The 22,149-nt window shown below is 41.8% G+C and carries 17 protein-coding genes; 6 read left to right on the top strand and 11 right to left on the bottom strand.

The features are described from left to right. Positions 1–5: 5 nt before the first annotated feature. Positions 6–3,482, top strand: a complete 3,477-nt coding sequence (locus AAG747_RS17430; protein ID WP_346822488.1) for a S8 family serine peptidase — start codon at positions 6–8, stop codon at positions 3,480–3,482. A gap of 67 nt (positions 3,483–3,549) precedes the next feature. On the opposite strand, the gene AAG747_RS17425 is transcribed toward AAG747_RS17430, so the two are convergent. Beyond that, positions 3,550–4,458, bottom strand: a complete 909-nt coding sequence (locus tag AAG747_RS17425; protein WP_346822487.1) for a mechanosensitive ion channel family protein — start codon at positions 4,456–4,458, stop codon at positions 3,550–3,552. Positions 4,459–4,641: 183 nt separating this feature from the next. Next, positions 4,642–5,475, bottom strand: coding sequence for a pyrroline-5-carboxylate reductase (proC, locus tag AAG747_RS17420; RefSeq protein ID WP_346822486.1), 834 nt, complete (start codon positions 5,473–5,475; stop codon positions 4,642–4,644). 285 nt (positions 5,476–5,760) lie between these two features. Between proC and AAG747_RS17415 the strand changes: the two genes are divergently transcribed. The 3 genes from AAG747_RS17415 to AAG747_RS17405 all read left to right on the top strand — a co-directional run bounded on the left by AAG747_RS17415 (position 5,761) and on the right by AAG747_RS17405 (position 10,252). Continuing rightward, the gene (locus AAG747_RS17415; RefSeq protein ID WP_346822485.1) at positions 5,761–6,789 is read left to right on the top strand and encodes an ATP-grasp domain-containing protein; all 1,029 of its coding nucleotides are present in this window, start codon (positions 5,761–5,763) and stop codon (positions 6,787–6,789) included. A gap of 310 nt (positions 6,790–7,099) precedes the next feature. Then, on the top strand, positions 7,100–8,338 hold the full coding sequence (locus AAG747_RS17410) for a proline dehydrogenase family protein (RefSeq protein ID WP_346822484.1): 1,239 nt from the start codon (positions 7,100–7,102) through the stop codon (positions 8,336–8,338). A 183-nt stretch (positions 8,339–8,521) separates the two neighbouring features. Beyond that, positions 8,522–10,252 carry a DUF885 family protein gene (locus AAG747_RS17405; RefSeq protein ID WP_346822483.1) on the top strand — a complete coding sequence of 577 codons (1,731 nt, stop codon included), beginning with the start codon at positions 8,522–8,524 and terminating at the stop codon, positions 10,250–10,252. A 31-nt stretch (positions 10,253–10,283) separates the two neighbouring features. On the opposite strand, the gene AAG747_RS17400 is transcribed toward AAG747_RS17405, so the two are convergent. From AAG747_RS17400 to tssD, 9 genes are all read right to left on the bottom strand, one after another. After that, positions 10,284–11,177, bottom strand: coding sequence for an AraC family transcriptional regulator (locus tag AAG747_RS17400; RefSeq protein WP_346822482.1), 894 nt, complete (start codon positions 11,175–11,177; stop codon positions 10,284–10,286). Positions 11,178–11,742: 565 nt separating this feature from the next. Next, a complete protein-coding gene (locus tag AAG747_RS17395; protein ID WP_346822481.1) occupies positions 11,743–12,372 on the bottom strand; it encodes a hypothetical protein in 630 nt (209 codons plus the stop codon). Positions 12,373–12,436: 64 nt separating this feature from the next. Then, positions 12,437–13,075 carry a hypothetical protein gene (locus AAG747_RS17390; protein ID WP_346822480.1) on the bottom strand — a complete coding sequence of 213 codons (639 nt, stop codon included), beginning with the start codon at positions 13,073–13,075 and terminating at the stop codon, positions 12,437–12,439. 64 nt (positions 13,076–13,139) lie between these two features. Then, positions 13,140–13,781 (bottom strand): hypothetical protein, encoded by a 642-nt coding sequence (locus tag AAG747_RS17385; RefSeq protein ID WP_346822479.1) that lies wholly within the window; start codon positions 13,779–13,781, stop codon positions 13,140–13,142. Between the two features lie 65 nt (positions 13,782–13,846). After that, positions 13,847–14,488 (bottom strand): hypothetical protein, encoded by a 642-nt coding sequence (locus tag AAG747_RS17380; RefSeq protein ID WP_346822478.1) that lies wholly within the window; start codon positions 14,486–14,488, stop codon positions 13,847–13,849. A gap of 65 nt (positions 14,489–14,553) precedes the next feature. Continuing rightward, complete coding sequence (locus tag AAG747_RS17375; protein WP_346822477.1) at positions 14,554–15,180, bottom strand: type 1 glutamine amidotransferase family protein; 627 nt, start codon at positions 15,178–15,180, stop codon at positions 14,554–14,556. 65 nt (positions 15,181–15,245) lie between these two features. Further along, the gene (locus tag AAG747_RS17370; RefSeq protein WP_346822476.1) at positions 15,246–15,884 is read right to left on the bottom strand and encodes a hypothetical protein; all 639 of its coding nucleotides are present in this window, start codon (positions 15,882–15,884) and stop codon (positions 15,246–15,248) included. Continuing rightward, positions 15,884–17,989: a zinc metalloprotease gene (locus tag AAG747_RS17365; protein ID WP_346822475.1), complete on the bottom strand. Its 2,106-nt coding sequence runs from the start codon at positions 17,987–17,989 to the stop codon at positions 15,884–15,886. Before AAG747_RS17365 ends, AAG747_RS17370 begins: the two co-directional genes overlap by 1 nt. Positions 17,990–18,021: 32 nt before the next feature. Further along, positions 18,022–18,714, bottom strand: a complete 693-nt coding sequence (tssD, locus tag AAG747_RS17360; protein ID WP_346822474.1) for a type VI secretion system tube protein TssD — start codon at positions 18,712–18,714, stop codon at positions 18,022–18,024. A 338-nt stretch (positions 18,715–19,052) separates the two neighbouring features. On the opposite strand from tssD, the gene AAG747_RS17355 reads away from it, so the two are divergent. Together AAG747_RS17355 and AAG747_RS17350 are read left to right on the top strand one after the other, a co-directional pair. Further along, complete coding sequence (locus AAG747_RS17355) at positions 19,053–21,200, top strand: S9 family peptidase (RefSeq protein WP_346822473.1); 2,148 nt, start codon at positions 19,053–19,055, stop codon at positions 21,198–21,200. Positions 21,201–21,441: 241 nt separating this feature from the next. Next, the gene (locus tag AAG747_RS17350) at positions 21,442–21,720 is read left to right on the top strand and encodes an ArsR/SmtB family transcription factor (protein ID WP_346822472.1); all 279 of its coding nucleotides are present in this window, start codon (positions 21,442–21,444) and stop codon (positions 21,718–21,720) included. The last annotated feature ends 429 nt before the right edge of the window (positions 21,721–22,149 follow it).

The raw sequence follows: 22,149 nt of genomic DNA, 5'->3' as shown, positions 1-22,149 counted from the left end.
TGACTATGAAGACCTGGACTTTCATCAGCCTTATCCTACTGTTCGCCCACCCACTTTGGGCTCAATCCTGGAAAAAGGAAACCAACTTCCACTATTTCAAACAAAAAGCTCAAGCACTTACCAGTCAGTCTCTCGCCCGAAAACAAGCGGCAACGACCTTTGCCAAAGCGAACCGGTTGCCTCTCAAAAGTTCCTTCAACGGCAATGTCATGGCTTTGCAATGGGTTTCCGAACAAGGCTTACCCTATTATTACAAAACTTTTAATGAAAACTCCATTCTCACCTTAAACCTGGACTTTCTCCGTCCGGGTAGCTCTTTAGGTCTCAATCTGACAGGCAAAGGCATGATGGCAGGTGTGTGGGACGGAGACAACTTCCGGGAAACCCACCAAGAATTCCAAGGGAGAGTAGAAACCCGGGGATCTATTTCCAGCGAGCCTTTAGGGTTAGGCGGTAACCATTCAACGCATGTCAGCGGAACCATCTTTTCCGCAGGGTTAAACAAAGAAGCGGAAGGAATGGCCCCCGAAGCGGAGGGATTTTTATACGATTTTAGCGATGATATGGCAGAGTTAGCCAATGAACTGGCCAATGAAGATATGCCCTTACTCCTCTCTAACCATTCGTATGGCTTGGTGTTAGGTTGGAATGCCTCCGAAAGCGGATGGCAGTGGCGGGGAGACCCAGGTGCTTCGGAGGACTTCCGCTTTGGGTATTATTCGGAGTTAAGCCGAGACCTGGATGAATTTGCTTTCAACGCTCCTTACTACTTGCACGTCCGGGCGGCAGGCAACGACCGCAGTGATGAAGGAGATGGCAGCCGTCCTCCCGATGGGCCGTACGATTGTCTGGGTCCGGGAGCGGTCGCAAAAAATGTGTTAACCGTAGGAGCCGTGGAAACCATTCCCGAACGGTACGAAACCCGGGACGATGTCATCATGAGTACTTTCAGTAGTTGGGGCCCTACCGATGACGGACGCGTCAAACCTGATATCGTAGCGGCCGGTGTGGATATTCTCTCTCCTATTGCCGAAGGAGACGGTCAGTACGGTTTACTCTCCGGCACATCTATGGCCGCTCCGGCAGTCACGGGCTCCTTACTTCTCTTACAACAACTTTATGCTCAAACCCATGGGGGGGAATTTATGAAATCCGCCACCTTAAAGGCCTTGGCCATTCATACCGCCCGGGAAGCCGGCTTGAATCCCGGCCCCGATTATGAGCAAGGTTGGGGTCTGTTGAGTATCGACCGGGCTGCTAACCTGATTACTCAAGATGACAATCAAAGTGTGCAAATCAACGAAGCGACACTCAACAACCAACAAGTTTCTTTTATTCCCTTTCAGGCAGACGGTTCCAGTCCCATTACCGTCACCTTAAGCTGGACGGATGTACCGGGCACCCCTCCCCCTCCCGGCTTAAACCCCAGTGATTTACTGTTAGTCAATGACTTGGACATCCAGGTATTCGATCAAAACGGGAACACGTTTCTTCCTTGGACCTTAGACCCCATCAATCCCAGCAAAGCGGCAGAGCCAGGAGACAATACCCGCGACAATGTTGAGAAAATTGAAATTAACGATCCGGAACCAGGTTTGTACATCATCCGGATAGCGCATAAAGGTGAATTGGACGGAAATAAACAGGATTACTCTTTGGTTGTTTCCTCCAAAAATCTGGACCTTGATTTAACCCCTTACTACTGGATTGGCAAAAGCGGTGGTAACTGGAACGATCCGGCCAACTGGTCGTTGAGTAGTGGTGGAACAACCGCTGGAAGTCTTCCGGGAATTCAAAACCCGGTCTTTTTTGACAATAATTCATTCAGCAGTAGTACCCCTACAATTACGTTTCCGGCCAATGCGTCCTGTTATAGTATAAACTTTTTTCCGGATATAAATACTACGTTCCAATTAAATGGCAATACACTGAATATTAACGGCTCGGTGAATATAGAAAGTGAAAAAGTCGCTTTTCTCAACGGGACGGTGGAACTTCGGGGACAAACCTCTAAGAGCAATAGCTTAGCCATCCCCAATGAAGTGTTTGCACAAATCAACTTGCAAATCAATGCTCCTACAGGCAGCTGGAATATTTTAAGTGATGCCAAAGTAAAGAATGTTAATCTTTTGGCCGGAACCCTCAGCAGCTCAGGTATTCAGTTGGCTTTGGAAAATATTACCGCTCCTTCCGGGCTTTCTCAAAATCTTAACTTCCGGAATAGCACGTTGACAATCACCCAGGCATTTTCCATCAACCAGGATGTACGGGGGAATTTTGAAAACTCCACCATCATTTTTTCCAATAGTCAAGGAGTCAATGATTTCACCTTTACCACCGGCCAACAAAGTTTTCACAACATCATTGCAGATGGGGTAAATCTCAAAATTATCGGGGAGAATAATTATAATAAACTGCTGGTGAATGGCAACCTGGAATTGGAAAGTGACAGCAGTAGTATCGATTCCTTAATTGTGGCAGAAGGTTCGGAATTGATTTTTGCCTCCAAGGGAAAATTTGCCATCAACGAAGCTTTTGAGGCTTTGGGCACTTCGGGGCAAATCATTACTTTAAAAACCAGCGGTACCGAAAATGCGGAAATTTTTACCGACAACCCTAACTTACGCTTTTGTTTTGACTATTTAAATGTGCAAAATATCTCCGTCATCGGTGAGACTTTTTATGTTTCCGGAAACAACAGCACGGTCAGCAACAGTAGCTTTGGCTGGGTCATTGGCGATTGTGAAGATGTGTTGTTTGGCGACTTTTCCACCTCCTTTACCTGCGAAATGGGCAAAACAGAATTTATGGATGAAAGTACCGGTAGCCCTAGCAGTTGGTCATGGGATTTTGGAGACGATCAGTTTCCTGCCAGAAACAGCTCAACGGAACAGCACCCTACTCATACCTATAGTTTTCCCGGGGTGTATATTGTCACCTTGGAAGTCTCGGACGGAGCCAATCAACGGTCAATTTCCCGGCAAATCACCATTGAAGAAAACGCTTCGGGATTTTCCACTCCATCTATAGAAATAGAAGGCAACGTCATGCGTAGTTCCGTAATCGCTCCGAATTATCAATGGTATTTTAACGGGCAAGCCATTGCACAGGGCAACACGCGCACCTTGGACTTTCAAGGACAAGGCAACTATCAAATAGAAGTATTTGACACACAATGCAAATTCATTTCAGAACCCACCGTGGTCAATGCCCTCGAAGACCCTACCCTAAAAGCCGCTCTACTCCTCTACCCTAACCCCAATGAAGGGCAATTCCATTTGCAACTCAATCATGCGGCCAGAGGAACACTTCAAATAAAAGTAATTGATTTGATGGGCAGAACATTGGTAGATATACAACAGGTCAAACAGCGCGAACACTTTGAGCGACAGTTTTCTTTACAGACATTGCCTGCCGGCTTGTATCAATTATGGGTGCAAATAGACGGCCGGCAAGCCAGAAAAAGTTTTCTAAAGCAATGAACAAGTAGTAAGTAACATTATCGGCTTCAAACCTTCCGGATTCACTTTCCGGAAGGTTTTTGTTTTTTTATTGCCCTACTTTTTCTTTATCACTCACATACTGAATCACCTTCCGGGCAATAACTTTCCGGATTTCCGTTTCAATCTCCTTATTGCTTTTCTTGATAATGTATTGGTAATTCAAAATGGCCAAATCACTTTTAATTTCAACCGTACGCAAATTTTGACTATCGTGAACAATTAACTCTTTGTAAGGATACAGGGCTTCGTTCAGATACTCTTCCAAAACTTCCACACTTTCCATATGTTTATAAGCCATTTGAAACTCAAAATTAATCCGGTTAATCTGGCGTTTGGTATAGTTAATCACCTCTCCGGAAAATACCGTATTGTTCGGAATATACACCAAGTCGTCCTCATCGTCCATCAAGTGTACATGCATGAGCGTAATATCGATGATCTTTCCTTTGTGTTCTTCGATTTTCACATAATCATTCAAAGAAATCCGGTCGGCAAACATGATCAGCATTCCATTGATCATATTTGAAATATAATCTTTGGAAATAATAGCAATGGCCGCAGCAATGATACTCAGAGAGGTAAACAGCCCCTTTACATCAATTTTGAAGAACATAAACACCGCCATGACCAAAAAGATAAAAGACAGAATGGAGGCAATCCAAGAAATTCCCAGGATAAAGTTATCTTTCTTGCCAGCCCGGATTTTTCGCCCTTTGGAATAAACTTCTACCAGAATGATTTCAACCACTGATACTACAAGCCATGCCGTCAGGTAGAAGAGCAAAGCATCCACCAAACGGGTCACATACTCATTTCCCTTGTACAATTCCGGGAGAAAGCGCTGCCCTAAATACAACAAAGTCACCGACAAAATTTTCGCTCCTAGTTTAATGCGATCCAGGAAAGCTTTCCGTTGAAATTGTTTTTCCTTGGCCGAAAGTTTTTTGGAAGTCATGGATAAAAAATTGTTTTTACGATAAATACAATCATGGTTTAATCAAAATTGCCTGAGCTACAGTATCTTAAATCTTTTAGCCTTCGTCTTTTCCCTCCTATAAAAAAATCAATGCCACTGCAAAAAGTTATCATCATGCCCGAATTCTCCAAGCCATCGCATGTAATACACAAGCAATCACTTCTATTCAAAATCCTTTGCAATACTGGCAATCTGATTATAAGAAGTCAACACACCTTTGATCAAAGATGAACTGAAACCTTGATGTTCCATTTCATTCAGCCCGGCAATGGTACAGCCCTGAGGTGTGGTCACTTTGTCGATTTCATATTCCGGATGATGCCCGCTCTGAATCAACAAACTGGATGCTCCTTTTACGGTTTGTGCGGCGATCAGTTGCGATAATTCCGAGTTAAATCCGATCTCGATTCCCCCTTGAGAAGCAGCCCTGATAAAACGCAAGGCATAGGCTATGCCACAAGCCCCCAACACGGTAGCGGCTGCCATCAGGTTTTCATCAATCATAACAGACTTACCCATTTGATCAAACAAGCCCAGCACTTTTTGTTGCAAGTTTTCTCCGGCATTATTAGTGGAAATACAGGTCATGGACTCTCCTATAGCAATGGCCGTATTCGGCATGGCTCTGAACAAAGGAACCTTCACACCGATCACCGACTGAATCTCCTTTAATCCTATACCTGTCACCACCGAAATGAGCAAATGTTTTTCCGGGTTGATTTCATGTTGAATCTCCTCCAACACATGTTTGATTTGTTTAGGTTTGATTGCCAAGATAATCACTTCACTTTCACCTACAGCTTTAGCATTATCTTTAGAGGTATTCACTCCCTCGGCAGCTAAGTCTTGTAACGCTTCCACTCTTCTCCGGGTAACAGTAATGTCACTGGGTTTCACATAGTTAGACTTCAATAATCCTTCGATAATGGACCTTCCTAAATTCCCCCCGCCAATCACGGCAATTTTTTGTTTTTTTTGTACACTCTCTTTACTCATGATAGTTGTTTTTTATACTTATGGACAATTATAATCCAATATTAAACAAGCCGGGAATAATTAGCAATGATCTAAATAAACAAAGAAAAAAGGGGACCGGAAAGCAGAGTGATAAAAGTACGATTGAAGGTAAACAAACTTTCTGATCACAGAGATACATCCCCCTTCGACTGGTGGCATCATTCATACCTTTCGAAGGGCTTATTTCTTTTTCCTGAACTGAAAAATATTTAACTTAAAGTCCTTAGCCTTAAAATTATTCAACCATACTAACAAACCTCTCAAATGAAAAAAATTGGATTATTATACGGTGATGAAAACAAGTTTCCTACAGCCGTAATCGAGCGGATCAACCAGAAAAAGCCAAAAAAAATTATTGCGGAACCCGTAAAAATTGACAAAGTTCTTCAAAACGCGCCTTCGGAATATGCCGTCATCATCGACAGAATTTCCAAAGATATCCCTTTCTACCGCTCTTTTTTAAAAAATGCAGCCCTTAACGGCACCGCGGTGTTGAACAATCCTTTTTGGGAAGTAGCCGATGATAAATTCTTCAATGGCGCTTTGGCCGAAAAACTGGGCATCAAAAGCCCCAAAGCAGTCATCTTACCCTCCCATCACCGGCCTCCGCACACCCAGGCCGACTCTTTTCGAAACCTGGACTTTCCCTTGGACTTTCCCCATATCTTTGACTATGTGGGCTTCCCGGCCTACTTCAAACCCTATAAAGGCAACCACCGGGAGTTAGTTCATAGAGTAGAAAACAAAGAGGAATTTTTCAAATGTTACGGAGAGACGGGAAAAACGGTCATGATATTGCAAGAGGCCATTTCCTATGATCAATACTTTCGCTGTTATTGTCTGGGACAAAAAGACGTATACTGTATGGAATTCACTCCAGAAAACGGTAATATACAGCGATACTCCGCACAAACGGATAAGGCTCCTTCTCTCCTGCACAAAAGAATAAAAGAGCTTGTCTTACAACTGAATGAGTCCTTGGGATATGACATCAATACCGTGGAAATTGCCGTAAAAGGAAAAACCCTTTATCCAATTGATGTTTATAACCCTGTTCCTTTGGCTGATGACTCTATCATAGGGGCCCAAAATTTCGAATGGCTGGTAGAACATACCGCGCAGTTGGCCATTCAACGGGCAGAAGCACATCAGGAAGAACATTCCAACCTTACCTGGGGAAAATTTATCACTCGTTCTACCAAAGGAAAGTCTGTCGACAAAATTCACAAAGCGCAAAAAGTCATCCAAAAAGACTTGCAAGATCTTAATCTAAAAGTGGATAATTCCAGATAAACCAGGGATGGATACTTTTTGTAATAAGGTTAAAAAGGGATTCATTCCTCAAAAACTTACAACGGGGCTTAGTCATAACGCTTCCCGGACATAAAACAGGACACAACCAACTGATTTACAGTGCCTATCAACACCTTATCTACAAAGAAGCATTCCCGGATCAGGTAACCGTTTTTATCCTGTTTTAAGGAAAATACACTCGAAGATATAACTTAAATTATCCACCTTAAATCCAAAATTGCTCAATGAGAAGCAAAATTGGTTTACATTTTTACATTTGTCCCAGTGAGTATGTGTAAATGAAAATGCCATGCGCCTTCAATCTAAGTTATCCTTTGACAACACTAGCGATGCATTCGCTTATAAAAGTGATGCCGAACTGAAAAAAGCTCAGTTTATTTTCAGTTCGATGCGTTATCCCTGGTTGGTAAACCTGGGGATACGGCTGACTCCTACATTAATTCATTGGAATTTCCCTATTACAGGGCTGATAAGGAGTACTATTTTTGAGCAGTTTGTAGGTGGAGAAAGTCTTGAACGTACCGCTACGGTAGTCCAAAAACTGGCGGACCATCATGTGGAGGTTATCCTAGACTATGGTGTAGAAGGTAAAGCCACGGAGGCAAGCTTTGAGCAAGCTTGTAAGGAGTTTATTCATTTGATTGAATATACGGCTACCCAACCCAATATTCCTTTTATCAGTATTAAACTCACCGGCTTGGCCCGTTTTCAGTTGTTGGAGAAGCTTTCCGAAGAAATCCAGCTGGACAAGAACATGGCCATGGTGAACCTCTCTGGTATTACACTGAATGCCGAGGAACAAACCGAATGGCTCAAAGTCATTGAAAGGGTTGACCGTATCTGTGCGGCAGCGGCCATCCATAAAGTGGGTGTACTGATAGATGCCGAAGAATCCTGGATACAACAAGCTATTGACGCTGTGGCGCTGTATATGATGGAAAAATACAACCATGAACAGCTACTGATTTACAATACCTATCAACTGTACCGGCACGACCGTTTACAATTCTTAATAGACAACCATACCTATGCACAAAGGCATGGATTTCTATTAGGAGCCAAGCTGGTCAGAGGCGCTTATATGGAGAAGGAGAACTTGCGGGCTCAACAAATGGGCTACCTGTCCCCCATTCAGCCCGACAAAGAAGCCACTGACCGGGACTACAATGCCGCTGTGGAATATTGCCTGGCCGAAGTAAACAGTATCGGTACGGTGGTGGCTTCCCATAATGAATGGAGTAACGAATTTACTACTAACGTAATGAGTGACTCTCAGATACCGTTAGATCATCCCCATGTGCACTTTTCACAGCTCTACGGGATGAGTGACCATATTACCTTTAACCTTGCCAAAGCCGGCTGTAAGGTCAGTAAATATTTGCCCTACGGCCCTATTAAAGATGTCATTCCTTACTTGTTGCGCAGAGCTCAGGAAAACAGTTCGATTTCCGGGCAGACAGGTAGAGAATTGGAATTGATTCAAAAAGAACTTATCCGAAGACGAATAACAACTAACCAACACAGATAAAATAAGCACATATGTACCTTGGAGGGCCTGCGCGATGGTTGTAACCATCGCGCAAACCCAAACCCTGGCTATCAGCCCATACAAACAACCCTTTTGGGGCTACACAATTGGTTTGTAACGGTCAGATAGCTTTTCCGCCCTCCAAGGATTACTTTTGAAAGAAACCCAAACCTTTCCATATATATGCTTATTAAATCTATTGCTAACGTAGTATTTCTCAATTTTCTACTGATCGTATACGCTCCTTTCTCTCAAGCACAAAACCAACAACCGGACAGCTATTATTCCACAGGGAAACTACACCATTTGTTGATCAACTATAAGGCGGACCACGGTAGTTTACAACGGTTTTATGTAATCGCCAACAGCCCCGAACGAAGAGAACGCTTCCAAGAGTTTTATTCGGATTACTTACGGCAACTCGACCGGTATAATTTTCAAACGCTCTCCGTAAGCGACAAGGTAGACTATCTTTTGTTTGAACGAAAGCTCAAAAATCAACTTCGCTTATTAGAAGTAGAGGCCCAAGAGTACCGGCAAATTCAAAAGTATATTTCCTTTGGTGAATACATTTATCATCTGGAAAAGCTACGCAGAAGAGGGGCTAAACTCGAAGGAAAAGCTGTGGCACAAAAACTTCAGGAATTACAACAAGAGCTTGCCCGAGCTTATGAGGCCCTTTCCGCATCCGGCGGAATGAGCAAGAAATTGGCCATCCGCACATCCCAAACTCTAGAAGGCTTACAAATGGCTCTTCAAAGTGTTTACCAATTTTATCATGGTTACGATCCACAATTCAGCTGGTGGGTCAAAAAGCCATATGAAGAATTTGATGAAAGACTGACAGAATTCGCTCAACTGGCTAAACAAAAGATCAAACAAGAGGCAAAAGATGATGGCAGTGGTATTATCGGCAATCCCATCGGACGCCAGGAATTGTTAGCACAACTCCAATTGGCTATGCTTTCTTATACACCGGAAGAGCTTGTGGAAATCGCTCATAAAGAATTTGCCTGGTGTGAAAAAGAAATGCTGAAAGCCTCGCAGGAAACGGGCTTTGGCAATGACTGGAAACAAGCTTTGGAAAAAGTGAAAAACACTTATGTTTCCGAAGGGCAACAGCCACAAATGATCATGGGCTTGTACAATGAGTCCGTAAATTTTATTAAACAACATGACTTGGTCACGATTCCACCCTTAGCAGAAGAAACCTGGCGCATGGTCATGATGAGTCCAGAACAGCAACGGATCAGTCCGTTTTTTCTGGGCGGGGAAGTTTTGATGATTGCCTACCCTACCGATGCGATGAGCCATGAGACCAAGATGATGAGCTTCCGGGGCAATAACCCTCATTTTTCCCGGGCCGTAGTCCACCACGAGCTCATTGCCGGACATCATTTACAAGGGTATATGAACCAACGCTTTAAAGCTTATCGCAACTTCCGGACACCTTTTTGGACCGAAGGGTGGGCTTTGTATTGGGAAATGATCCTTTGGGACCTGGATTTCCCCCGATCTCCGGAAGACCGTGTCGGAATGTTGTTTTGGAGAATGCACCGTTGTGCCCGGATTATCTTCTCCCTGAATTATCATTTAAAACAATGGACGCCTCAACAGTGCATTGATTTTTTGGTGGAAAAAGTCGGGCACGAAAGGGCCAATGCCGAAGGGGAGGTCCGGAGATCGTTTACGGGCAATTACGGCCCTCTATACCAATTGGCTTATATGACCGGGGCCTTGCAGTTTTATGCTTTGAAAAAGGAATTGGTGGACAGTGGAAAAATGAGTTTCAAGCAATTTCACGATGTCATTCTCAGAGAAAATAACATCCCTGTAGAAATGCTTAGGTATCTTCTTATAGACCAGGCTCCCAAGAGGAATTTTAAAAGCTCTTGGAAGTTTTATCAATTCTAATTGAAGAACCTTAACGGGCGGTTCCTGGCAACTACCGGGAATCGTCTGTGGGTTTTCGTTTCCGGGTTCTTAAATATTCCGTAGGAGACATGCCGATCACCCGTTTAAACACCCGGTTAAAGGTAATCCGGTTCGTAAACCCGGAACTATACACCACCGATGAAATGCCTTCGTACTCTCCCCGGATCATCTTTTTACACGCTTCGTTAATCCGGATTTCATTCAAAAACTTGCGGTACGTTTTCCGGGTGTGTTTTTTAAAGTACTTGCAAAAAGCATGAGGCGTTAAATGGGCCACTGCCGCGATTTTTTCCAAAGAAATGTCTTCCCCATAGTGGTTGATCGTATACTGATAAATGCGGTTCATCCGGATACCTTCGGAGTCAGGCAATGGAAATTTGGAAAAGCCATTGGAAAGTGAGCGGTAACCGTTCACATCTTTGGAAAGCTTTTGTAAGATTTGTACGAACATCAACAAACGCTCCAGGCTATCGGCTCTTTTCAAACGTTGAAGGTCTAAACTCACTTCTTCTACCTTTTCTCTTGAAACCTGAATTCCGTTTTTGGTCCAATCCAAAAATTTGCGGATACCACTGCATTCCGGAAGGGCAAACATTTCTTTCAGCGTAACTTCCGGATCAAAAAACACATGAATCGCATGTACCTGCCCTGCTTCGTACATCGAATAATGTTCCGGTTCTGATTTGAACAGATGTGGTTGATTGGCGCCAATCACATAGATATCCCCAGCTTGAAAAGTCTGGGTATAATTTCCCACCAATAGCGTACCTCCTCCCTTTAAAATAAAGGTAAGTTGCACCTCTCTATGCCGGTGAAATACATTGTAAAAATAGGGTAAAATATCCTCTTCAATTACCACGGAAGCCTCATTGGCTACGGGCACACTAAATTGAACAACATTCATCTTAAACCTCCTCTTCGAAATCTATAACGAACTTGCTAATACCGTACAATTGGACAAATTCAGAGCATATTTAAGCGATATAATTTCTATTGATAAGGAGAAATTTGATTGACTTCAACCTTTTTACCACGCTAAATACTATGCTTAAACAGGCTCTTGAAAGAAACAGAAAGCCAGTATATCCGTCCACAATACATATCTTCGCCCACTACACCGGATATCCCTAGCCCAAATATCTGTTTTTTTATCGAATAAACAACCTTATTTTCAAGGATCAGTAAATTAAACCTTTACCCGTCAGGTTCTCTCCTTTTTGAAGCCTATTGTCTAAAAGTAAGCGCTATTGAGTGGCATCTCGAAATACTACGACATTTAATTTTTTCACCGACCAAAAAGAGGCTATCCGAAAAGTCAATAAAACATAAACGGAATAGTTTTTTGTTGAGCCTTTATAAAATAAAAGATCGTCAGATTTAGTTTGACCCTCAACCTTCCGGCAGAAGCCGAAAAACAAGAGCAGGGCGGTATAAAATAAGATTGGGTTTCTCATGGAGATCTTTTTACACTACTCCTTCTTTTTCGTAGAGTCCTGCTTTTCTTGAAACTCTTTTATTATTTTCAACCGCCTCTCTGTTTCTGCTTCGGTATTCCTGATCAAAATCTCTCTTGCTTCGTTTCTTGATTTTCCTTCATTGAGTGCTTTGATCACATCGTGATGGGGAGGCCAAAACCGATTATAGTCAATACCTGTAGTTCGTTTGAGCTTCCGGGGAAAAAAATCAGCTTTGTGAGGTACGATGCACCGGTCATCTGTGGGAAGGACTCCTACAAAATAGATTTCCGACCCCCCATTTTTTTCTTCGTCAATCAAATAAGTCAAATCATACCGCTCTCCTAAGGGTCTACATGACTCTAAAGACAAACCATTGATGCGTATTATATCTGTAATGATTCTGAAACCCAGTTGGTGATTATACCCGCTCTTTATCCCATCTATCCAAACAATTCCATTGCTTACAGTATTGGCTGTAATATAAGTGACATAACCTGTTTTAGGATCGTAGATCATCACAACATATTCCGGAACACCTTTCTCATTATACTCATAATAGACTTTGTCCACATTTCCTTTGGGAACCGTCTTGCAGGAATGAAAACAAAGTACGATACAAAGCAATACAAATAACTTTTTCATTCGTTTAGCTCGATGGGTAAAAGCCGGATTTGCAGCAATTACACCACAAACCCGGATTTTTACACTACTCCTTTTTCGTAGAGTCTTGTTCCTGTTTAAGTCTTTCTAATATTCTTCTTTGTTTTTCATCTTGTCGTTTGCCTTCTTCCCTGACATTTTGTAACAAAATTACCCTTGCTTCTCTAAACTTATCTTCATTCAGCGCATTAATCACATCGTGATGGGGAGGCCAAAACCGGTTGTAATCAATACCTGTAGTTCGTTTGAGCTTCCGGGGAAAAAAATCAGCTTTGTGAGGTACGATGCACCGGTCATCTGTGGGAAGGACTCCTACAAAATAGATTTCCGACCCCCCATTTTTTTCTTCGTCAATCAAATAAGTCAAATCATAGCCTTTATCTGTAGACGGACTACAAATGTCCAAAGACAGGCCATTAATAAGGACTACAGAAGACATGTATTGATAGCCTAATAAACCATCGGTTCGAAATTTCCTACCCTTCATCCAAACAATTCCATTGCTTACAGTATTGGCTGTAATATAAGTGACATAACCTGTTTTAGGATCGTAGATCATCACAGCATATTCCGGAACACCTTTCTCATTATATTCATAATAAATGTTGTCCTTATTTACTTTAGGAACCGTCTTGCAGGAACACAGACAAAGTGCTATACATAGCAATACATATAACTTTTTCATTCGTTTAGCTCGATGGGTAAAAGCCGGATTTGCAGCAATTACACCACAAACCCGGATTTTTACACTACTCCTTTTTCGTAGAGTCTTGTTCTTGTTGAAGTCTTTCTAATATTCTTCTTTGTTTTTCATCTTGTCGTTTGCCTTCTTCCCTGACATTCCTGATCAAAATCTCTCTTGCTTCTCCATCAAATTTCCCTTCATACAGGGCTTTTACCACTTCACGATGGGGAGGCCAAAACCGGCTGTAATCTATGCCTGTAGTCCTTTTGAGTTTCTGAGGAAAGAAATCTACCTTATAAGGTACCAAGCATTCATCTGCTGTAGGAAGAGTCCCTGTAAAATAAATCTCCTCTCCTTGATTCTCCTCTTCTTTTATCAAATAATCAATATCATACTCTTCTGAAATAGGATGACAAGATTCTAATGTCAACCCATGGATACGTACTACTCTACTGATACGGCTAAACCCCAATAGTTTACGACTATACAACTTATCTACACCAATCATATACATAATGGAATAACCATTCACATGGGTAGTAATATAAGTAACATAATGCGTTTTCGGGTCGTAGATCATCACAGCATATTGCGGAACACCTTTTTCATTATATTCATAGTATATTTTGTCCCTGTTCCCTTTGGGAACCGTCTTACAGGAATACAGACAAAGTACGATACATAGCAATACATATAACTTTTTCATTCGTTTAGCTCAATGGGTAAACAGCCGGATTTGTAGCAATCATACCACAAACCCGGCTTTTTGAACTACTCCTTCTTTTTCGTAGAGTCTTGTTCTTGTTGAAGTCTTTCTAATATTCTTCTTTGTTTTTCATCCTGTCGTTTGCCTTCTTCCCTGACATTCCTGATCAAAATCTCTCTTGCTTCGTTTCTTGATTTTCCTTCATTGAGTGCTTTGATCACATCGTGATGGGGAGGCCAAAACCGATTATAGTCAATACCTGAAACTCGTTTAAGCTTTTGTGGAAAAAAGTCGGTATTGTGAGGCACTATACATTTGTCTTCTGTGGGAAGAGCTCCTACGAAATAAATTTCTGCCCCTCCGTTTTTTTCATGGTCAATAAAATAGGTCAAATCATACCGCTCTCCTAAGGGTCTACATGACTCTAAAGACAAACCATTGATGCGTATTATATCTGTAATGATTCTGAAACCCAGTTGGTGATTATACCCGCTCTTTATCCCATCTATCCAAACAATAGAATTACCATTCACATGGGTAGCTATATAGGTAATATAACCTGTTTTTGGATCATAGATCATCACAGCATATTGCGGAACTCCTTGCTCATTATACTCATAATAGACTTTGTCCACATTTCCTTTGGGAACCGTCTTGCAGGAATACAGACAAAGTGCTATACAAAGCAATACATATAACTTTTTCATTCGTTTAGCTCAATGGGTAAACAGCCGGATTTGCAGCAATTACACCACAAACCCGGATTTTTACACTACTCCTTTCTTATAGAGTCCTGCTTTTCTTGAAACTCTTTTATTATTTTCAACCGCCTCTCTGTTTCTGCTTCGGTATTCTTTAACAAAATCACCCTTGCTTCTCTAAACTTATCTTCATTCAGCGCATTAATCACATCGTGATGGGGAGGCCAAAACCGGTTGTAATCAATACCTGTAGTTCGTTTGAGCTTCCGGGGAAAAAAATCAGCTTTGTGAGGTACGATGCACCGGTCATCTGTGGGAAGGACTCCTACAAAATAGATTTCCGACCCCCCATTTTTTTCTTCGTCAATCAAATAAGTCAAATCATAGCCTTTATCTGTAGACGGACTACAAATGTCCAAAGACAGGCCATTAATAAGGACTACAGAAGACATGTATTGATAGCCTAATAAACCATCGGTTCGAAATTTCCTACCCTTCATCCAAACAATGGAATTACCATTCACATGCGTAGTAATATAGGTAATATAATCTGTTTTCGGGTCGTAGATCATCACAGCATATTGCGGAACACCTTTTTCATTATACTCATAATAGACTTTGTCCATATTTCCTTTGGGAACCGTCTTACAGGAACACAGACAAAGTGCTATACATAGCAATACATATAACTTTTTCATTCGTTTAGCTCAATGGGTAAACAGCCGGATTTGTAGCAATTACACCACAAACCCGGCTTTTTACACTACTCCTTTTTCGTAGAGTCTTGTTCCTGTTTAAGTCTTTCTAATATTCTTCTTTGTTTTTCATCTTGTCGTTTGCCTTCTTCCCTGACATTTTGTAACAAAATTACCCTTGCTTCTCTAAACTTATCTTCATTCAGCGCATTAATCACATCGTGATGGGGAGGCCAAAACCGGTTGTAATCAATACCTGTAGTTCGTTTGAGCTTCCGGGGAAAAAAATCAGCTTTGTGAGGTACGATGCACCGGTCATCTGTGGGAAGGACTCCTACAAAATAGATTTCCGACCCCCCATTTTTTTCTTCGTCAATCAAATAAGTCAAATCATAGCCTTTATCTGTAGACGGACTACAAATGTCCAAAGACAAGCCATTAATAAGGACTACAGAAGACATGTATTGATAGCCTAATAAACCATCGGTTCGAAATTTCCTACCCTTCATCCAAACAATGGAATTACCATTCACATGGGTAGTAATATAAGTAACATAATCTGTTTTCGGGTCGTAGATCATCACAGCATATTGCGGAACACCTTTTTCATTATATTCATAGTAGACTTTGTCCCTGTTCCCTTTGGGAACCGTCTTACAGGAATGAAAACAAAGTACGATACAAAGCAATACATATAACTTTTTCATTAGTTTAGCTCGGTTAATAAATTATTACCACTTCCGGTTTCTCTTATTTTATCCCATTGCCATTTGTAGAAAGTTTTTCTCTTGAATTTATCTTTCTTACCACTGTCATCAAAGTCATAATCCATAAAGTTTTCCATGGTATCACTTTGCGGATGGTAGGTGTCTATTGCCTTCCCATCAGGAGCCGTTTTCCTCTCTACTTTAAGTTCTTCTATGTTTTTCTCTAATTTCTCATTTTTTTTATCATTGGCCTCTATATCATCTTTTATTCTTTGCTTTTTCTCCTCCAAAGTGGCGGTTACATCCTCTACCTCTACAGGAATATTCCCATTTTCTTTTGCGGCAAGCTCCCTGATCTTTACAACCAACTCTCTAAAATCAACATATGCATCGTAGGAATTCTTCTTTACTTTATCTAATTCAGCCACAACTTTGTTATAAGCATTTTCAAAGTATTTATACCGTTGATACTCCTGATAACTGGTAAGTTTACACTTTTCAATATCACTTAACGTCTGTTCACCTGACTTTTGCATCTTTTTATGAAAGCTTATATCATTATTGAACATGCTTATCTCTGAATCAATGAGCTGTTTGCTCCGTATACTTTTGTCAAAACTTTTGTTGTGTTCAAAAGGATGGGGTAAACCTAAGCCATGACCAATTTCATGTACAATGGCATCGGGCAACCCAAAACCACTTTTAAAAATATACGATATCCCTCTTCCTGTTTGAGTATAGCCGGGCACTGCCCCATATTTAAGTTCCGTTGTCGTTGTTTTGGGATAGCTTGCTTCAATATCCGGAAAATAAAACACATACAGTGTCTTTTCTTTAAAGCTATCTACCTCTCCATGTTTTGCTTGATTGTTGACAATCCCTTGTTGTGCAAGCTCATGTTCCATTCGCATCTCCGCTTGCTCAAATTTATCATACAGACCTCTTCTACCGTTGTTTATGCTCTTATGAGTCCAAAAACGGTTCATAACCTTTTTGTGATACCCTTCATAAGTGTCATTAAATGAATACTTGCTATTTGGATTGTTTGCGTTGTATGTGACATCTTTAAATACCTCAAATTTCTTTTCAAGTTTCTCTGCAAAGTCTTTTAGGATTTGATGTATCCCGCTACTGTGAAAAGCACTGTCTTTTGCAACCCTTTCTTCTGCTACAACCCCACCTGCTACAACTGTTTTATACAAATCCTTTACCTTTAGGTTGAAATCTTGCCGTAAACCATCCTTTTTGTGCAGGTAGATTTTACTATCTTCACTGTTCACATCTAGATACGTCCTTAACTCTTCTCTATCAAAAGTAATTTGATGAGTCTTCTGCGCTACCTCACACTGGATAAAGGCTTGGTTCAGTCCGTGTTGGTTGGCACAAGTCAATAAGCCCTGCTCGTCAATATCCGCAATCGTAGCCGTGGGTACTTCCGTAAGCTGATCACTGGTGGCGTTGCCCAACCGCACATATACCGGCTGGATCACCCCTTTGTAACGCACTTTGTTCGGGTAAAGGAGCAATTTACCGATCACCACCTTGCCAACCTTTGCTGTGATGGCCAGCTCCTTTTCAAACTCGCCTATGCATTCAACCTTTAGGGCAGGTAAATTGCCAGGTTTATCATCCAGTACCAGTTTAACGGACGTTTTGGTTTTTCCATTGACCGTAATGACCTGGCCGTCCTCACTTTCAAAGTCCACCAACACTTCGGTTTTGTCATTCCCCTTGTCAAAGTAATTGCTTTTTTCCAGCCTTATATAAATATTGGCGCTGTTTACTCCAGCGGTATTGGGTGGCCAAAGGGACAAATAAGGGCAATAATAAGAATGATCCTTTTCGCTTTTGACCGAAGGTTTCTTGGTTTCTATACCGTTTAACTTGGTGTACTCCTTGACAAGCCCGCTCGACATAATGCTAGCGTCAAAGCGGTCAAAGCCAAAGGTACCGGTATAAGCCGTATCATAGTCTCCGCTGTTGAGGCTATTTTTGGCTTGTATTTGGGAGCGGTAAAAAGAAACGATATAAGGCGACTGAGCTAGTTGCAGCGGTTTAACAAGAATGAAATTTCCGGGGTTACCCGATTCAGAAACTTTAAACATAAGGATAGTAAGGTTAAGTAGTTCGGATTATTTTAGTGTTGAGGGGGTACGACTTCCACATCCACCCGCGTGACATCTCCTACAAGGGCAATGTCTTTGAGGAGGTCGTCTTCAAGGCTTTGTCCACGGTAAATAAAATCGTGGTGCTTGTCATCAAGGTCGATTGTCAGCTTTTTATTGCTGCCGTTCCGGGTCCGGATCACCAAGGTGACATTTCCATAAAAGAGCTCTGAAATTTCCTCCCCGTTTTGATCTTCGTAATGCATTTTGATAATCTCCAACTCCTTCTCCGGGGCAATGGTCGTTACCGGGGTATCCCGGGCGCTCAGGTCGGTTTCCTTCCAGTAGTGTTCCAGGATTTTATACCCTCCATCGTAGAGGATGGCCGGGGAGAGTTTGACTTGGGTGGTCATGGGTTCACCGTTTACCCCGTTGAAATTATTCTTAAAGAAGACGCAGTGTACATCGTACAGCTCGAAGACCCGGCTTTTGCTGTCCTGGGTGACCGGGGAGACGACAATCTTTACCTTTTTCACCATGTCCATGCCCACCGACCAGGCAAAAAAGCTTTGATCGGAAGTGGTTTCAAAGGTGATGTCAAATAAGGTCCCGTTGGGCTTTCCCATCGGTTTGCCGTGTTCGTCTACCGAACGGGTAAAGCGGAATTTGAAGTCAAGAATGTTAATTTCCTTATCCTCAACGTAGAGTTTTGCAATTAGACTCATAATTCAAAGAGCTTTCTGGTTGAAAAACAAATATATGGTTACTTGTTATTTGGGATAATTTCCAAATGTAGAAAAGCTTATTAAAAAACCAATGCGTAATTAGAGGTATTTTTAACAAAATTCACTAAACTCTTTGATCGTAACGGTTTAGGGAAGGTGAAAAGATTGTAACGGACTTAAGAGCTCCGTCAAGAAGCCACTTTCCCCTCTTCCCTTCATTTTTTACTATATTTGCTCACCCTTCTTTCTCCACCAAATGGAGCTTTATCCGTATGAGCAAGTTGGCAGCATGTACACAATACCGAATCAATAACTATATACATCAAATCCCTTTGAAAATGAATTATCAGAACGTATGGTACCGGTTTGCCCTGGGGCTTCTCTTGGCGATGCCGCTCAATGCCCGGGCCCAACAAAAACCGGTAAGTTATGAACAAATTTTTCAGGGGCAATGGCAAGATTTATACTCGCCTCTGCTTCGCATAAAAGGTTGGCAAGATGCCAAACATTACCGGGAACTTCGTCAAAAAGAAGACGGAAGGTTTGGGGATTTTCTTGTCCATGTCAAAAGCGGACAGGCTACTGCTTTGGAGGAAAAACCCACGGGCCAGGCTTCTGTCAGCCTGAACAATTTTGATATCTTTTACAAAAACTCCAAAGGAGAAAACCTTCGCCTGACCCAAACAGCAGCCATCGAGCATACCCCTCTCCTCTCTCCCGATGGCAAAAAAGTCGCCTTTACCCGGGACAAAGACCTGTACGTCATTGATATCGCCAGCCGGCAAGAAACCCGCTTGACCACAGATGGCAGCGAAACCGTTTACAACGGCTATGCTTCTTGGGTCTACATGGAAGAAATCCTGGGAAGATCCACCCGGTTCAAAGCTTTCTGGTGGAGCCCCGACAGCAAACGCCTGGCTTTTATGCGTTTTGACGACAGTCAGGTACCGGTCTTCCCGATATACCGCTCCGAAGGCCAACATGGTACGTTGGAAAAGATGCGCTATCCAAAAGCTGGCGACCCTAACCCGGAAGTGAAAATGGGTATCGCTACGATAGAAAACGGCAACATTCTTTGGGCTGATTTCAATGAAAAAGACGATCAGTATTTTGGCAAGCCCTATTGGCGGCCTGACGGGCAAGCGCTTTGGGTACAATGGATGAACCGTGGACAAGATCATTTGAAAATCTACGAAGTGAATCTCCAAAACGGGGAAAAAACGCCTATCTACGAAGAACAACAAAAAACCTGGATCGCACTGGACGATGGCAAACGCCTGCGCTTTTTGGAAAATGACAAAGGCTTTTTGTTGATGAGCGATCAAAGTGGTTGGATGCATATTTCACACTATGATATGCAAGGCAAATTAGTCAACCAAGTAACACAAGGAGATTGGGCCGTAAACGACCTTCTGCATGTGGATGAAAAAAAGGGTTGGGTGTATTTTACTGCCCGGAAAGAAGAAACTACCCGCATGGATTTTTACAAAGTAAAGCTGGACGGAAAGAAACTACAGCGTTTAACTTTCGGGGATTTCCACCATTCGGTTTCGGTTTCTCCCGATGGCCAATACTTTATCACTACCTATTCCAATCACAAAACTCCTGCCCGCCAGGCCTTGGTGGATAATACGGGAAAAATCCTCCGGGAACTGGGTGACAGCAAAGGCCCTAAAATGGACGAATATAATTTGGTTAAAAATGAGATTATCCGGGTAGAAACACCAGATGGCTTTGACTTGCCAGTCCGCATTGCTTGGCCCACCAAGCTTGACAAATCCCAAAAATACCCCGTATTGATCAGCATCTATGGGGGACCCAGTACCGATAAAGTTTTTGACAAATGGAATCATATCGGAACCAACCAATGGTGGGCGCAAGAAGGCTTAATCCAAATCAATATCGACCACCGGGGCTCTAATCACTTTGGCAAAAAAGGAAAAAACTATCTGCATCGCGATTTGGGACACTGGGAAATTGAAGATTACTCAACCGTCATCAAATACTTGTTGGATACTTACCCCTTCATCGATGCTCAACGCATAGGCATCACCGGGTTTAGTTATGGAGGCTACTTAAGCTGCATGGCATTGACCCGCGGAGCGGATTATATTACTCACGGCCTGGCAGGCGGAAGTGTAACTGACTGGCATTTGTATGACACCCATTACACCGAACGGTATATGGACAGCCCCCAGGAAAATCCGGAAGGGTACAAAAGCAGTGCGGTGATGAATCATGTGGACAAATACAAAGGAATGCTACGCATCATCCACGGTACTATGGACGACAATGTACACTTGCAAAACAGCCTTCAGTTGATCAATGCCTTACAGGAATCCAACAAACAGTTTGAAATGATGTTTTATCCTGGAAGCAGACATGGCATCGGAGGCAAGAAAGGCAAACACTACAAAAGTGAGAACAATAAGTTCATCTATAGATACTTATTACAAAAACCGGTTCCCGAAGTGTTGGAACAATAAAATTAAATGCTACATTAAAAGCCTTCTAATAGAAAAATAAAACAAGCCATCCGGTGATGAACAAGTCAAGTAAGAACATATCACCGGATGGCTATCAAAAACCGCTATAGAAGGAACCTCTTCCATCAAATTATTTGTAGTTTCCGGCAGAAAATGCATCAATACTGGCACTTTTTTACATCATTCATATTTATAGATAATAATTAATATATTTGTAATCTTACTGATAAACACAGAAACTATGGAGTTTTCAAAAATAAAAAAGATATCTAAAGCCTTATCGGACGATAACCGCCTGAAAATTCTATTAGCCATAAGGAAAAAAGCCAGCTGCTTACAGTGTACGGAAATTTACGATATGGTGCAACTCACTCAACCTTCTATTTCACACCATATGAAACAGTTGATTGAAGCGGATTTGGTATTGTATTCTAAGGAAGGAAGAAATGTAAAGTACAATTTGAACAAAAAAGTTTTGAACGAATACATCGCTTTTTTGGAAGAATTGAAAGAAAGTTAAAAAAAATAAAAAGATATATTGAAATATTTCGATATATAAATCTATATTTGCCTACCGATTTACATCAAGTTTACCTTTTGTCTTGTTCGGGCAACATTCACAATGGATTGTTGGCTGCTTCTTTTGCCATAATAAGACATACCGGAAGCCGCTAAAAAGCTAAGTCCGGAAATTTCGATTGAGTCTCAGACTTGGTTCCAGGCTTGGTCCCAAATTCAAATTTCAACCTTTTTAAAAGACATTTTTACCCGGAAAAGAAGCTTTTGTCCGGCATACAATTAACACTTAATTAATATATACATTCAAATATTTAAATGTTTTTATTGTAAATTTTGAGAACCATGTGCTAACGAAAGATTTTCTCAGGCAAACTAATTCTACCGGATGGCCAATGAGTGCCTTTCACTCCGGCCGAGTAGTAAAAGGATT

The sequence above is a fragment of the Rapidithrix thailandica genome (genome assembly GCF_039710355.1).
In the GTDB taxonomy this organism is placed as follows: domain Bacteria; phylum Bacteroidota; class Bacteroidia; order Cytophagales; family Flammeovirgaceae; genus Rapidithrix; species Rapidithrix thailandica.
The sequence above is the reverse complement of the archived record's forward strand: the minus strand, read 5'-3'. Positions and strand labels throughout refer to the sequence as shown.